We start from the raw sequence: 14,914 nt of genomic DNA, 5'->3' as shown, positions 1-14,914 counted from the left end.
AATTCTTTTTAATGATAAAACGGTAAGTATATTTTAAAACAGCTTCCCTTGTTAATTTCGCTATCAACGGTTATTTCTCCCTTATGTTTTTGCACAATCATTTTTACATAACTCAAACCTAATCCGAATCCTTTAACGTCGTGAACATTGCCGGTTGGAACTCTGTACAATCTATCGAAAATCCTTTTCTGATTGGCTTTACTAATCCCCATACCTTTGTCGGAAACGCTTATTAAAATTCCTGTAGGTGTATTTTGAGTTTCAACAGTAATAACAGGTTTTCGGGGCGAGTATTTATTGGCATTATCCAACAAGTTGCTAATCACATTGCTCAAATATGTCTTATCGCCCATTATAACCGGATTTTTAGCTGCAAGGTTTTGTTCTATTGTGCCGTCTCTAACTTCTATTTGTATTGATATTTTCTGGATTGCATCGCTTATTATTTCATGGATGTTAATCTCCCTATAATTCATGCTGAGTGTATCTTTTTCTATAAGCGAAGATTGCAGAATTTTTTCAGATAACTCGCCTAACCTTTTGCTTTCGTCGGAAATTATATTCAAATAATTATCGTGAACTTCGGGTTGTATATTTATTGTTTTGTCGGTAAGCACCTGACAAGTAAGCATTATGGTTGATATAGGTGTTTTAAACTCATGGGTCATATTGTTGATGAAATCGTTTTTCATAACCGACAACTTTTCTTGTTTCATTACAATATGTATTATAGCTATAAAAGCGGCTATCAGTACAAATATCATAATTATCGACAAAACAAGCATAGACCATAGATTGCTGAAAATTGCCTTCTTTTCGTTTTCTAATTTTATAACAAATAAATCCTGATTATAAAATCCTAACCCTGTAAAAAGCGGATAATAAAAACCTGTTTCTACAAGGTTTTCTTTCTCAGCGTCGGGACTGTTTAGTAATACCAATTTGTTTTGTTTGGCTTGGTAAACACCAAAATAGTACGGGATATTAATACCCTTTGCCAATAGCTCATTGTTTATCAATGTGTCTATAAGACCAACACTGATATACTGTTCAATGTTGTATTCTATGCTATTATGGCTTTTTAAAATATTGGCTCTTATGGTGTTTCGTATCTGTTGGCGACGAATCATAAAATTGTTGATAAACGTAGAGTCTATCTCTTTTGACGTATGTAATGCGTCTTTATGAAAATTGTTGAAGACACTACTGTCCGGCATATTCACTTCGTGATTATCGCCACACAAATTATATTGTTTTATGAAAAGCGATTCTAATTTAAGCAATGCAATATTAACCGCATCATCTACATTGCGTTTAAAATTCGTCTTTGTAAGCTCTTGAGCTCTGTTAATCCAATATAATTGCAACCCTACAAAACCCATAAGGAGCAGCATTATAAAGACGATAAATATTTTATAAATCTTGCTTTTCAAAAAAATTAATAATTAAAGTATTGTATTCACTTATCTCGTTGATATTTATTTTTTAACAATGTAAAATTACTTAATTTTCAGCAAAACAATTAATGCTTAACATTTATTAACTGAATTTTTATTAAAACAATACAGGTTATCGTAAAAATTATAATTTTATACTTTGAAAATTTCGCACTATGATAAAGTTAAAATTTGAATACAGTTACTTAAAAGATTTTGAGCACTTAGCCGATATTGGTGTTATTGAAGAAGAAGTTATTTCAAAAGCCAATGAATTACTTGCTCGTAATGGCTTAGGCAATAATTATTTGGGATGGATAGACTTGCCCGAAAATATTTCTGACGAGCTAATAAACGACATTGAACAAACAGCCGAAAAAATAAGAAAGCAGTCTGATGTGGTTGTGGTTATTGGCATTGGCGGCTCATATGTTGGAGCAAGAGCTATTATAGAAGCCTTAAAACCCGAATACTCAATGCCTTTCTACAAAGGTAACAAGCCCGTAATTTTATACGCAGGCAATAATCTCAGTTCGGGATACCACAAGCACATTATCGATTACGTGAGCGATAAGGATTTCTCCGTTATTGTAATATCAAAATCTGGAACTACAACCGAGCCTGCTATTGCTTTCAGAATTTTTAGAGATATTTTGGAGAAAAAATATGGTACAGACGGTGCTTCCGACAGGATTGTTGCTATTACCGATAAAAGTAAAGGTGCATTGAAAACTTTTTGCAACAAACGCAACATAAAAACTTTTGTCATTCCTGACGATGTCGGCGGAAGATATTCCGTACTGACTCCCGTTGGCTTGCTTCCTGTTGCAATTGCCGAACTTGATATTCGTAAATTGTTGCACGGTGCCAAACAAATGCAAAAGACTTGCACAAATAACGCCGATTTTGTTAACCATCCTGTTATTGAATACGTTGCTGTAAGGAATATTTTGTACCGATTGGGTAAGCAAATTGAAATACTTGTCAGCTACAACCCCGAAATGCGTTATTTTGTTGAATGGTGGAAACAATTATTTGGCGAAAGCGAAGGAAAACAAGGCGAAGGAATATATCCTGCCGGCGTTGATTTTACTACCGACCTGCATTCGCTTGGTCAGTATATTCAAGACGGACAGCGTATTATTTTTGAAACAATAATTGACGTAGAGAATCCTAAGAGCAAAGTTTATATCCCTTCCGACGAAGATAATTTGGACAACATGGATTTTGTTTCGGGCAAAAACCTAAACGATATAAACAAAATGGCTATGCTTGGCTCGTTGTACGCACACATCGACGGAGATGTACCTGTTGTCAGAGTGGTTTTACCCGAACTTAACGAAGAAACAATGGGTGAACTCATTTACTTTTTTGAGTTTGCTTGCGGCGTAAGCGGATACGTTTTAGGAGTTAATCCTTTCGACCAACCCGGAGTTGAAGCATACAAAAGAAATATGTACGCCCTGCTAGACAAGCCAGGCTACGAAGAAGAAGGAATAAGGCTTAGAAGTAGAATGGAATAGTGTTGCGGGGTACGGGTTACGAGTTACGGGTTGCAGAGTGGCAGAGTTGAGCCAAAGTTACACACCGCGTACCACTATACCCGCAACACCCCGAAACTTCGGGGCAACACGCAACTTTAACACTGCGGCACACAAATAAACTCAACTACCAAAATTACTCTTAGAAAGAACTCCTCATCGCATCAACAGGAGCTAACCTTGATGCTTTGCGAGCCGGGAAATAGCCCGAAATAAAACCTATTGCCGACGAAACTAATAAGCCTATAAGAATATTGCCAAAACTTAGTACTACCTTTATTCCGGTTAGTGAAGTAAATATTAGTGTTGTTACATAAACAAGTATAAGTCCGAACACTCCGCCTATAAGAGCCAAAAATATAGCTTCAAAAATAAACTCGGTGAGTATGAAAAACGATTTTGCTCCTAGGGCTTTTTTTATTCCTATTTGAGCTGTACGCTCTTTTACCGAAATAAACATTATTGTAGCAATACCAAAGCCTCCTATCAGTAATGAAAACGAACCTATGAGCCAACTTACCATGTTTAAAACTCCGAAAATATTATCAAATACCGAATCCAACAAACTCATCTGATTAATAGCAAAATTATCTTTCTCTTTAGGCTTAAGTCTTCTTTCGGCTCTCATTATTCGTTTCAAGTCGTCGCTCAACTGCTCAACACTTACTCCTGACTTTGGAGTTACAACTATCGACGAATTCATGTAGTCGGATTTGATATTTACTAATTTCCTCCCAAAATTAAAAGGAATCATAACAGCATTGTCTATTCCCGTATTCACAACAGAATTACCCTTTTTCTCAAATACTCCAATAATTTTCAGTTTGTTTCCTAAAATCATAATTTCTTTACCGATATGCTGTTGGTCTTCGTCGCCTAACAAATTCTTGCAAATATTGCTACCTACTATGGCTACTCTGCTTCCTCTTTCCGATTCCGTATTAGTGAAGTATCTGCCCTGCTCAATACCCATGTGAGTAATGTTAATAAAATCGTGGGTGCAGGCTACAATATTAACTTCATAGTTTTTGTCCTTGTATTTCACCTGACTGTTAAAATTTTTGGTGAAAGCAGAATACTTAGCCAATGCGCACTTTTTGCTTACAGCCTCGTACTCTTCGTATTTAGGAGTCGGACGCTTATAGTAATCCCACCAAGCAAAATCGCCCCTCATAACCCAGGGGTATTTATCAATATACAAAGTACTTCCTCCCATTCCTTCCATTGTTTCCCTTACGGTACGCTCTATGCTCTGAAAAAACGATAAAACTACAACTACCGAAAAAATTCCTATGGTTATACCAAGCAACGATAAAAAAGCTCGCAATTTGTTCGACATTATAGAGTTTATCGATGTTGCCAACGACTCTCTAATCAGCTTTATGAAAAAATATACTTTGTGCATAATTATTTTACGAAAGTAAACATTTGGAAAAAATGAGCAAAATTTTTTAATAAGTTTATGATAATCATCTTAAAATTTCAAAGAATTTGTACTTTTGGAACAACTATAATTTAACGAGCAAATTATTTAATCAAATGGATGATAAAAAATTAATAAAATCGGCTTTGATTTCGGTGTATAACAAAGATGGAATTGAAGAAATCGCCGGTTTATTACTGAAAAACAATGTTAAAATTTATTCTACCGGTGGCACTTTTGAGTTCCTGAAGTCGAAAGGTATTGCCGCTACTGAGGTTGAAGACCTTACAAAGTTCCCTTCTGTATTCGGCGGTAGAGTTAAAACATTGCATCCTTTGGTTTTTGGGGGAATTTTGTTTCGCCGCGATAACACTTCCGACCTCGAAGAACAGAAAAAATACAATATCCCGAATATAGACCTTGTCATTGTGGATTTGTATCCCTTTGAAGAAACCGTTTTGAAAACGACCGACAATGCTCAAATAATAGAGAAAATTGATATAGGCGGAATTTCGCTAATACGTGCTGCTGCCAAAAATTACCAAGATGTTGTAATAATTCCTTCAACCAAGCAATACGACATACTTATCAAGATTTTGACCGAGAATAATGCACAATCGGATATTACCGACAGAATGTATTTGGCTGCTTGTGCTTTCAACGTATCGTCGCATTACGACACTAAAATTTTTAATCATTTTAATAAAGAAGCAAATCTTCCTGTTTTCAAACACTCCGAAGTTGCTGCTACCCAACTGCGATACGGCGAAAATCCTCATCAAGACGGGTACTTTTACGGCAATTTGGACAATGTTTTTGAACAACTTCACGGCAAGGCTATTTCGTACAACAATATCGTAGATATAGATGCAGCTATCGCTATGATACACGATTTTTCGGAAGAACCTACTTTTGTAATAATAAAGCATACCAATGCTTGCGGTGTTTCGAGCAGAACCACACTAAGCGAAGCTTGGGATGCAGCCCTTGCCGGCGACCCTGTTTCGGCTTTTGGCGGAGTTATAATCTGTAACAAACCCATAGACATTGATACAGCTAATAAAATGAACACCTTGTTTTTCGAAATAGTATTAGCTCCAGGCTACGACAAAGATGCTTTGGAAATACTTAGATCGAAGAAAAACAGAATAATATTACAGTTAAAAGACAATTTAAACATTGTTAAAAATCAGTTTAAATCGGTTTTAAACGGCGTTATACAACAGCAAAAAGATTTTTACAAACACAACACTGACAAAAATTGGGAAGTCAAATCTACCGTACAGCCGACCAATAAGCAAATTGAAGACCTGATTTTTGCCAACACAGTTGTAAAGCATTTGAAAAGCAATGCTATAGTGTTGGTGAAAGACAAACAACTTTTAGGTTGCGGATGCGGTATGACCTCACGCGTTGATGCCGTTAAACAAGCTGTCAATAAAGCCAAAGAAAACGGCTTTTCATTAAAAGGAGCTGTTATGGCTTCTGATGCCTTTTTCCCGTTTTCCGACTCGGCTGAGTTGGCTCACAGCGAAGGCATTACTGCAATAATTGAACCCGGTGGATCAATTAAAGACATTGATACGATTGAGTTTTGCAACAAAGCAGGTATAGCTCTCGTTTTCACCGGAATCAGACATTTTAAACATTAAAAAAATCATTACAAAAAAATAATACGAACAAAATTATGGGATTATTTTCGTTTCTGACAAAAGATATAGCGATGGACCTTGGCACAGCCAATACCATCATTATATACAACGACAAAGTGGTCGTCGACGAGCCATCAATAATAGCTATTGATAGAAACAGTTCGAAGGTTATAGCCGTCGGCAAGAAGGCTCAACTTATGCACGGTAAAACCCCCGACCACATTAAAACCGTTCGTCCGCTACGCGATGGCGTTATCGCCGACTTCCAATCGTCGGAATACATGATAAGAGAATTTATCAAGATGATTTCTGCTAAGCGCGGACTTTTCCCACCTGCATTGCGCATGGTTATATGTATACCATCGGGAATTACCGAAGTTGAAGAACGTGCCGTTAAAGATTCAGCCGAACAAGCAGGAGCTAAAGAAGTACGACTTATTCACGAACCTATGGCTGCTGCTATTGGTATTGGTATTGACGTGCTTGAACCTAGCGGAAATATGATTATTGATATAGGCGGTGGTACTACCGAAATCGCAGTTATTGCTCTTGGCGGAATAGTTAATAATATGTCGACTCGTATTGCCGGCGACGATTTTAACTCCGACATTATCGAATACATGCGTAAGCAACATAATATCAACGTTGGCGAACGCACAGCCGAACAAATTAAAATTGAAGTCGGTGCTGCTCTCTCCGAGATAGATAATCCTCCACCAGATTATCCTGTTCATGGTAGAGACTTGCTCAACGGTATTCCTCGCGAAGTTTATGTTAACTACGCCGAGATTGCACACGCCTTAGACCGCTCAATATCTAAAATTGAAGCTGCCGTCGCAAGTGCCTTAGAACAAACACCACCCGAACTTTCGGCTGATATTTTTCGCACAGGTATTTATCTTGCCGGTGGCGGTTCATTGCTTAGGGGTTTAGATAAAAGAATTTCTATCAAAACCAAACTGCCTGTCAAAATCGCCGACGACCCGCTTCACGCAGTTGCTAGGGGAACAGGAATTGCTCTGAAAAATTTCGACAAGTTTACTTTCCTTATCAAATAATTGAAGTAACCGATTTATAATGTGTAAGTATGAATAATGTTTTAAAATTTATTATTAAAAATAATTTCATACTGCTTTTTGTTGTCTTGGAAGTTTTTGCTCTGTCAATGTTTTTTTCTTCCAACAACTACCAAAACACTAAGGCTATGCGTTTTCACAACAGAGTTGCAGCCGACTTCTACAAACGCGTTAGTACTGTTGAAAGTTTTTTTAATTTGAAAAACGAAAACAACTTGCTTAGAGCCGAAAACGCCGAACTGTACAAAAAATTAAAATCGTCGCAATATATTTGCGATACCGCTGAATATTCAATTACCGATACTTTGTACAAGCAACAATACACCTACGTTCCGGCAACTGTAATTTACAACAGTATTGACAAGCACAACAATTTTATTATGCTTAATAAAGGCAAAAATGATAATATCGAAAAGGATATGGCTGTAATATCTCCTTTAGGTGCTGTGGGTATTGTCGTTAGTGTTTCCGATAATTTTTGCTTGGTTATGAGTTTGCTTAATACAAGTTTCAGACTTAGCTGCAAACTGCTTAATTCAGATGAAATTGGCTCGGTTTCGTGGGACGGAAAACACTACAAAAAAGGCTTACTTACCGATATTCCTTTTCACGTAGAAATTAATGTTGGCGATACTGTGGTTACCAGCGGCTACTCGTACAGCTTTCCGAAAGGAATTATGGTTGGAACGGTTAGGGATTATTCGTCTACCGACAATTCACACTTTTACACGGCAAAAATTGATTACAGCGTAAATTATAGTTCCATTGGTTCGGTTTATATTATTAACAACCTGATGATAAAAGAGCTTCAAAAACTTGATAGCATTAAAAACACACTCATAAATTAAATGAAAAATAAACTAGTAACAGAAAATATTATACGTTTTGTCTTACTTTTGGTATTGCAAGTACTGATTTTGAATAAGATTAATTTGTTCGGTTACTTGCATCCAAATGCGTATATTCTGTTTATTTTATTGCTTCCGTTTGAAACACCCGGATGGTTACTGCTTATTTTAGCCTTTGTTACCGGACTATCTGTCGATGTTTTTGAAGGTGTTATGGGAATACATACTATTGCTACAGTTTTTGCTGCATTTATCAGACCCTACGTAATAAGGGCTGTAGGCAATGAACCCGAATATGGTACCAACGCCAAACCAGGTATTTTCGACATGAAACTCTCGTGGTTTTTGTATTACGCTGCAATTATTATTTTCTTACATCAGTTTATTTTAAATCTGCTTGATGCTTTTAGTTTTAAGCAATTTTTTCTGTTATTGTGGCGAACTATACTAAACAGCATACTTACACTAATATTTGCGGTAATTTTACAATATATTTTCCCGCCTTATACAAAAAAGAAATAAATAATTTAAAACTATATATCCATGAAAAAAATTACATTAAAACTCTTTTCAATTGTCTTGTTACTAGTTGTAACATTTAGTTGTGGCAAAAAAATTGCTTCCGACGAATTTAAAATCAACGTTACGGTGCAACCTGAATACGAAGGTTACGCCTTGCTTAAAAAATTTGAGAATGACAAAATAACTACAATCGACTCGCTTGTATTTGCCGACAATAAAGTTACGTTTGAAGGCAAAATAAGCAATCCCGAATTGTTTTATATTTTATTGCCCGAAAGCAAGCAAAAAGCAATAAAAGTTTTTGCCGAAGGTGGTGCTGTTATTGATGTCAATGTTAATGCCGACAGCGTTGAGAAAGCAAAAATTACGGGTTCTAAAACTCACGATTTGTATGTAAGCTACTTAGATGGACAAAGCGTTTACGAAACCAAATTAAGCGAAGTATACGACAAATATGTTGAAGCTAAAAAGAGCAATGCCGATGAAGAAATTATTAAGCAAATAGAAAACCAATACGACTCAGTTAGCAATGAAATACTTGCCTATACTAATAAATTTATAGAAGAAAACCCCAAAAGCGTAATAAGTACGTATTTAGTACAATCGAGAATTTATTATTACGACTATTCCGAACTTGCCGATATTATAACAATTTTAGACGAAAGTTTATCGGGAACAGCATATTATGATTATATCAAACGTCAAGTTGAAATACTAAGCAGTGTGCAACCCGGCAATCAAGCTCCCGACTTTACATTGCCCGACGCCGAAGGTAAAGAAGTTGGTTTAAGCAGCTTAAAAGGTCAGTATGTGCTTATAGATTTTTGGGCTTCGTGGTGTGGTCCTTGTCGTGCCGAAAATCCCAATGTGGTAAAAGCGTACAACATGTACAAAAACAAAAACTTTACCGTTTTGGGTGTATCTTTAGATGATAACAGACAAGACTGGATTGACGCTGTTGAAAAAGACAAACTAACTTGGCACAACGTCAGCGACCTTACAGGTTGGAGCGAAATAGCAAAACAGTACGGAGTTATGAGCATTCCCTCAAACTTCTTGATTGACAAAGACGGAATTATTATTGAGTCTAACCTGAGAGGAGAAAAACTGCTAGAAAAACTTGCTGAGGTTTTGAAATAAAAAATAGCACTTTTATTTTTATAAAGTTTTTGCTTTTCTTGAAAGTCGTGCATATAATTTAGAGTTGAGTAAATCTTACGAAAACAACTCAGATTACAAAAATATACTGTTGCAGAAAAACATATACATAATTCGCATGTTGCAGGAATAACTCCTGAAACTATACCTAACTACACATTTTCACAATGGATACGAAGTTTATTATCACGATAGTATTGCTTTTTACGTTGACTAATATATTTAGTCATCAAGAAGATAGTAAAAAGGTATTAAATAAAGGTTTAACTATTCAGTTGTCGAGTGAAACTGATACTTGTTATTATTCTGAAGGTGAAATAGTTATCTATATAGAATTTAAAAACGAGAAATTTCGTCCATTAATAATAAACAGAAATATGATTGTATCCACAAAAGACTTACCTTCAACGGATGTTATAAAATTAAAAATCCGGCACGTAATAAACTTTATGAACGTGGATATTTAGATGGAAAACCTGCGATGCCTCAAAAACGTATATTATTCAAAAACAAAACATTAAAAATTAGTAACTTGCTTAGTTTTAGGTCGTTGACTGAGAAAATAGAAGGAATTCCTGATTACAGCAAATTAAAAAAAAGCAATGAAGATTTTGGAGCTTATCAGTTACAAGCCTTGTACATTACAAATACAAATGATACAATATTTTCTAATTGGATAACTATTAATTACGTAAAAGAATAAGAATTAAGAGGTTCGGTGCTACGCACCTTTTTGTTCTTAAATTAGCTTTTAGCCGTTAGCTTTTGGCTCTTGGCAATGAGCAATGAGCAATGAGCAATTATCAATGAACAATGAATAATTAGGTGTTACTAGTTGCGTTACTCTGTATTCAGGACTGAAGGCATTTAACCAAAGCCGTAGAACGGCGTACCATTTGTAACTATGTAACAATAAACTTGAGTCAGGTGCAGAGCACCGAACCATTAAACATATTTTTTTGCAAGATAAAAAAAGGGGTTGTCTTGTTTTCAAGACAGCCCCACAACTTAAAAAATCATCAAAACTCAACTACGCATCTATATTAGCGTATCTTGCATTCTTTTCAATAAACTCACGGCGAGGAGCAACTTCGTCACCCATTAGCATGCTGAAAATTCTATCTGCTTCCGAAGCGTTTTCTATAGTTATCTGTCGCAAAGTTCGATGTTCGGGATTCATTGTAGTATCCCACAATTGCGTGTCGTTCATCTCTCCAAGACCTTTGTAGCGTTGAATATGAATTCCTCTTTCGCTACCATCTGTTGAAAATTCTTCAACAATTTGTCTTCGCTCTTCTTCTGTCCAACAATATCTTTCCTTTCCGTCCTTTTTAACCAAATAAAGCGGCGGAGTTGCAATGTAAACATAACCGTTGTCGATAAGTTCACGCATATACCTGAAAAAGAAAGTAAGGATAAGCGTAGCAATGTGGCTACCGTCAACGTCGGCATCGGTCATAATAACAACCTTGTGATAACGAAGTTTTTCTAAGTTAAGAGCCTTGCTGTCTTCTTCTGTCCCAATGGTAACGCCTAATGCGGTGTATATATTTTTAATTTCTTCGCTATCGAATATTTTATGCTGCATTGCTTTTTCAACGTTAAGAATTTTACCTCTGAGTGGTAAAATAGCCTGATAGCGACGGTCTCTGCCTTGCTTAGCAGTACCACCTGCAGAATCCCCTTCCACCAAAAACAATTCGCAAAGTGCAGGGTCTTTTTCGGAGCAATCGCTAAGTTTTCCGGGTAATCCGCTACCCGAAAGTACATTTTTACGTTGTACTAGTTCGCGTGCCTTACGAGCTGCATGACGAGCTGTGGCTGCCAATATAACTTTATCGACTATAAGTTTAGCCTGTCGGGGATTTTCTTCAAGGTAATGTGTAAGCATTTCCGACACTTGCTGGTCGACTGCACCCATAACTTCGCTATTGCCGAGTTTTGTTTTTGTCTGACCTTCAAATTGCGGTTCCATGACCTTGCAGGAAATAATAGCTGTTAAGCCTTCTCTGAAATCATCTCCCGAAATATCTATCTTAATTTTATCCAACAATCCCGACTTATCGGCATACGATTTAAGCGTACGTGTGAGACCTCTACGGAAACCCGATAAGTGTGTTCCGCCTTCCTGAGTGTTGATATTATTTACGTACGAATGCACATTTTCCGAAAAAGACGTGTTGTATTGCATTACTATTTCAACAGGAATGTTGTTCTTTTCCCCTTCCATGTATATAGGTTCGGGAATTATTATTTCTCTGTTGCTATCTAAGTATGAAATAAAGTCGACAAGACCTTTTTCGGAATAGAACTTATCAAAAATATATTCTCCGTTTTCATCTTTTTCGCGCAAGTCGGTAAGCTGCAAGGTTATTCCTTTGTTCAAAAATGCAAGTTCTCTCAAACGCGAAGCCAATGTTTGATAATCGTATTCGGTTAGTGTAAAAATTGAGGAGTCGGGCAAGAAAGATATAACTGTTCCCGTTCTGTCGGTTGTGCCAATTTCCTTAACAGCGTACAAAGGTTTACCTTTGCTATACTCTTGCTGATAAATTTTCCCATTTCGGTAAACTGTAGCCTTTAAATTTTCCGAAAGAGCGTTAACGCAGCTGACTCCCACACCGTGCAAGCCACCTGACACTTTATAAGAGCCTTTGTCGAATTTACCGCCGGCGTGCAAAACAGTCATAACCACTTCGAGAGCCGAGCGTTTCTCTTTTTCGTGTAGGTCTGTAGGTATTCCACGACCATTATCGGAAACCTCAATAGAGTTATCGGGATGAATTTTTACATCTATAAAATCGCAAAATCCTGCCAAAGCCTCGTCTATAGAGTTGTCTACAACTTCGTAAACTAAATGGTGTAAACCTCGAGAGCTAACATCGCCTATGTACATAGCCGGACGCTTGCGTACCGCCTCCAATCCTTCTAATACTTGTATGTTTTCGGCATTGTAATTGCCGTTATTATTATTGTTGTTGTTTTGATTATTAATGATATCCAACTCACTCATTTTCTGTAATCTGATTTAATTTATAATATTGTGCAAAGGTAAGCATTTTTGTTCGATTTTTGCCTTTTTTCAGTAAGAAAAAACAGGTTTTTATTAACATTATATTATTGAAAAACACTTGCTTTTGCTCAGCTCTTAATCGTGATTTTATTATCTTTGTGCAAATTAATACTTAAACAAAAATGAACCCAACAATTCTCGAATGGATTGGCTATGTTGCCTCAATTCTGATTGCTATTTCGTTAGCAACTAAATCTATTATCAGACTAAGATGGATAAATTTATTCGGTGCTATAGTCTTTTTTATTTACGGTTATCTGATTAAGTCGGTGCCCGTCTTTGCTGTTAATGTTTTTATAACTATTATAGATATTTATTATCTGTACGAAATTTATTCTAAAAAAATAAAAATCAGTATTATAAAAGTTAGCGAAAGTGATTTATACTTCAATAGCTTTATTAATTTCTATAAAAAAGACATTTTAAAGTTTCATCCAAACTGCAACTTCGATTCTATAGGCAATCTCCAAAAGTATATTGTGTTGCGAAACGCCAATATAGTGGGCATTTTTTGTTATCGCATAGATGAAATTTCAAATGTTGAGATTGTTGTAGATTATGTTACCCATGAGTACCGCGATTTTAAAAACGGCGAATTTGTTTACCCCGAAATTACTAAGGCATTAAGCAACAAAGGTATAAGGGGCTATTTAATGAAAGAGCCTAGCAAAAAACATCACAGATACCTGAAAAGAATGGGTTTTATTAGAACCAACGGGACTGAATTTTTCAAATCGGTTTAAATATTATTGTGGAAAACTTGCATAATTACAAATTGTACTTTGCTCCTTTTCAGGGAATTACAGGTCATATATATCGCAAAAATTGGGCTAAGCACTTTTCGGGTGTCGACAGAATGTTTACACCGTTTTTTACGGGAGTTGCCAATTATAAAACTTTTAGCAAAAGGCAACTTTTTGAATTATCGAGTACCAATTTTGGAAACACAAAAGTAATTCCTCAAATTAATAGCAAAAGTTCTACAGAAATATTGCAGTTTGCTCAATTTTGCAACAATTTAGGCTACGACGAATTAAATTGGAACTTAGGATGTCCGTTTCCCCGTGTTGCAAAGCGTGGCAGGGGTTCCGGATTGCTTGCCAAACCTTTGGACGTTGATAATATACTGAATGAGGTTTTTGCCGATATAAATATTAAGTTTTCTATAAAATGTCGTATTGGTTATACCGACAAAAACGACATTTTTGAACTTTTGCCAATATTCAACAAGTATAGCTTATCCGAATTGATTGTACATCCACGAACAGGCAACCAAATGTACAAAGGAGATGTTGATTTGTCGGTTTTTAAACAGGTTGCCGATTTGTACAAGGAGAATTTAGTCTATAACGGCAATATTTTAAATGTTTCGGATATTCAAAAGATACAAAACCTAACTCCTTCGGTTGATACTTATATGATAGGCAGGGGCTTGCTCAGCAATCCTTTTTTGGCTATGCAAATTAATAACATCAACTTTACTAATCCTACCGAAACATTAAAAAGTTTTATAGACGATTTGCTTTACGATTATTTAAAACAAATAAACAACGACGGAGTTGTGGTTAATATTTTAAAGGAATTGTGGAAATACTTGTGTTCCTCGTTCGGCGATGGCAACGGTGCATTTAATTTAATAAAACGCACACAAAACATAGACGAATACCAAACAGCCGTGCGAAGAATTTTTAACGAATTTGTTGTTGCGGTCTGATAAAACCTTGAAAAAGAACATCGTTCTGCGGCTTGTTTAATAGCTGTTAGCCATAAGCCATTAGCCGTTAGCTTTTTTGCTATTAATAAACTTTTACGGTTTCAATTTTGTTTCTTTCATTTTCTTTGCTTGTCCAAAGAAAACGAAACAAAAGAAAAGACACTTTTTACAAGGAATTTTTTATTGCCTTGTGGCAATAAAAACCGTATAAAAGAAACTAAATTTCTTACAAGGATTCAGAAATTTTTAACGTTTCTTTTATACATATTCTGCGTAAAAAGACTTTTAAATGAGTAAAATTTTATCCCGCTCGATTTTGCAAGTCGAGCGTAAGCACTTCGGCATTTCAACATTTTCGGTCATTGCGGTGGCTGAGCGCAGCCGAAGCCCGAAATGCCGAAAATGGGGATTAATATCGTTTGTAAAAAACCTAACAGGTTTTTGAAACCTGTTAGGTTTAAAACCACCACA

12 protein-coding genes are annotated in these 14,914 nt (G+C 36.1%); 9 read left to right on the top strand and 3 right to left on the bottom strand.

Going from position 1 to position 14,914, the window contains the following annotated elements; all coding sequences use genetic code 11:
• Nucleotides 1–8: 8 nt before the first annotated feature.
• Nucleotides 9–1,433 (bottom strand): HAMP domain-containing sensor histidine kinase, encoded by a 1,425-nt coding sequence (locus PHP31_07085; protein ID MDD3739042.1) that lies wholly within the window; start codon nucleotides 1,431–1,433, stop codon nucleotides 9–11.
• Between the two features lie 179 nt (nucleotides 1,434–1,612).
• Between PHP31_07085 and PHP31_07080 the strand changes: the two genes are divergently transcribed.
• Nucleotides 1,613–2,959, top strand: coding sequence for a glucose-6-phosphate isomerase (locus PHP31_07080; GenBank protein ID MDD3739041.1), 1,347 nt, complete (start codon nucleotides 1,613–1,615; stop codon nucleotides 2,957–2,959).
• Between the two features lie 160 nt (nucleotides 2,960–3,119).
• Here PHP31_07080 and PHP31_07075 read toward each other — a convergent pair whose 3' ends face one another.
• Nucleotides 3,120–4,382, bottom strand: a complete 1,263-nt coding sequence (locus PHP31_07075; protein ID MDD3739040.1) for an ABC transporter permease — start codon at nucleotides 4,380–4,382, stop codon at nucleotides 3,120–3,122.
• A gap of 134 nt (nucleotides 4,383–4,516) precedes the next feature.
• Between PHP31_07075 and purH the strand changes: the two genes are divergently transcribed.
• The 6 genes from purH to PHP31_07045 all read left to right on the top strand — a co-directional run bounded on the left by purH (nucleotide 4,517) and on the right by PHP31_07045 (nucleotide 10,359).
• Complete coding sequence (gene purH / locus PHP31_07070; protein ID MDD3739039.1) at nucleotides 4,517–6,052, top strand: bifunctional phosphoribosylaminoimidazolecarboxamide formyltransferase/IMP cyclohydrolase; 1,536 nt, start codon at nucleotides 4,517–4,519, stop codon at nucleotides 6,050–6,052.
• A gap of 35 nt (nucleotides 6,053–6,087) precedes the next feature.
• Nucleotides 6,088–7,110: a rod shape-determining protein gene (locus PHP31_07065; GenBank protein MDD3739038.1), complete on the top strand. Its 1,023-nt coding sequence runs from the start codon at nucleotides 6,088–6,090 to the stop codon at nucleotides 7,108–7,110.
• Between the two features lie 29 nt (nucleotides 7,111–7,139).
• Nucleotides 7,140–7,976, top strand: a complete 837-nt coding sequence (gene mreC / locus PHP31_07060) for a rod shape-determining protein MreC (GenBank protein ID MDD3739037.1) — start codon at nucleotides 7,140–7,142, stop codon at nucleotides 7,974–7,976.
• Nucleotides 7,977–8,498, top strand: coding sequence for a hypothetical protein (locus tag PHP31_07055; GenBank protein ID MDD3739036.1), 522 nt, complete (start codon nucleotides 7,977–7,979; stop codon nucleotides 8,496–8,498). It begins immediately after the preceding gene.
• 21 nt (nucleotides 8,499–8,519) lie between these two features.
• On the top strand, nucleotides 8,520–9,638 hold the full coding sequence (locus tag PHP31_07050) for a TlpA disulfide reductase family protein (GenBank protein ID MDD3739035.1): 1,119 nt from the start codon (nucleotides 8,520–8,522) through the stop codon (nucleotides 9,636–9,638).
• A gap of 550 nt (nucleotides 9,639–10,188) precedes the next feature.
• Nucleotides 10,189–10,359 carry a hypothetical protein gene (locus PHP31_07045; GenBank protein MDD3739034.1) on the top strand — a complete coding sequence of 57 codons (171 nt, stop codon included), beginning with the start codon at nucleotides 10,189–10,191 and terminating at the stop codon, nucleotides 10,357–10,359.
• Between the two features lie 327 nt (nucleotides 10,360–10,686).
• On the opposite strand, the gene gyrB is transcribed toward PHP31_07045, so the two are convergent.
• On the bottom strand, nucleotides 10,687–12,669 hold the full coding sequence (gene gyrB / locus PHP31_07040) for a DNA topoisomerase (ATP-hydrolyzing) subunit B (protein MDD3739033.1): 1,983 nt from the start codon (nucleotides 12,667–12,669) through the stop codon (nucleotides 10,687–10,689).
• Nucleotides 12,670–12,851: 182 nt separating this feature from the next.
• Between gyrB and PHP31_07035 the strand changes: the two genes are divergently transcribed.
• Both PHP31_07035 and PHP31_07030 read left to right on the top strand, forming a co-directional pair.
• Nucleotides 12,852–13,472 (top strand): hypothetical protein, encoded by a 621-nt coding sequence (locus PHP31_07035; GenBank protein MDD3739032.1) that lies wholly within the window; start codon nucleotides 12,852–12,854, stop codon nucleotides 13,470–13,472.
• A gap of 8 nt (nucleotides 13,473–13,480) precedes the next feature.
• Entirely contained in the window at nucleotides 13,481–14,443 is a 963-nt protein-coding gene (locus PHP31_07030; GenBank protein ID MDD3739031.1) for a tRNA-dihydrouridine synthase family protein, read from the top strand.
• The last annotated feature ends 471 nt before the right edge of the window (nucleotides 14,444–14,914 follow it).

Source organism: Lentimicrobiaceae bacterium, assembly GCA_028697555.1.
Lineage (GTDB): Bacteria > Bacteroidota > Bacteroidia > Bacteroidales > UBA4417 > UBA4417.
Note: the sequence above shows the minus strand (reverse complement) of the source record. Positions and strands in the feature narration are given on the sequence as shown.

What these genes read in the sequence shown, in the direction of transcription:
- mreC (MDD3739037.1), top strand. Translation starts at nt 7,140, where the DNA reads ATGAATAATGTTTTAAAATTTATTATTAAAAATAATTTCATACTGCTT.
- PHP31_07065 (MDD3739038.1), top strand. Translation starts at nt 6,088, where the DNA reads ATGGGATTATTTTCGTTTCTGACAAAAGATATAGCGATGGACCTTGGC.
- gyrB (MDD3739033.1), bottom strand. Translation starts at nt 12,669, where the DNA reads ATGAGTGAGTTGGATATCATTAATAATCAAAACAACAACAATAATAAT.
- PHP31_07075 (MDD3739040.1), bottom strand. Translation starts at nt 4,382, where the DNA reads ATGCACAAAGTATATTTTTTCATAAAGCTGATTAGAGAGTCGTTGGCA.
- PHP31_07080 (MDD3739041.1), top strand. Translation starts at nt 1,613, where the DNA reads ATGATAAAGTTAAAATTTGAATACAGTTACTTAAAAGATTTTGAGCAC.
- PHP31_07035 (MDD3739032.1), top strand. Translation starts at nt 12,852, where the DNA reads ATGAACCCAACAATTCTCGAATGGATTGGCTATGTTGCCTCAATTCTG.
- purH (MDD3739039.1), top strand. Translation starts at nt 4,517, where the DNA reads ATGGATGATAAAAAATTAATAAAATCGGCTTTGATTTCGGTGTATAAC.
- PHP31_07050 (MDD3739035.1), top strand. Translation starts at nt 8,520, where the DNA reads ATGAAAAAAATTACATTAAAACTCTTTTCAATTGTCTTGTTACTAGTT.
- PHP31_07055 (MDD3739036.1), top strand. Translation starts at nt 7,977, where the DNA reads ATGAAAAATAAACTAGTAACAGAAAATATTATACGTTTTGTCTTACTT.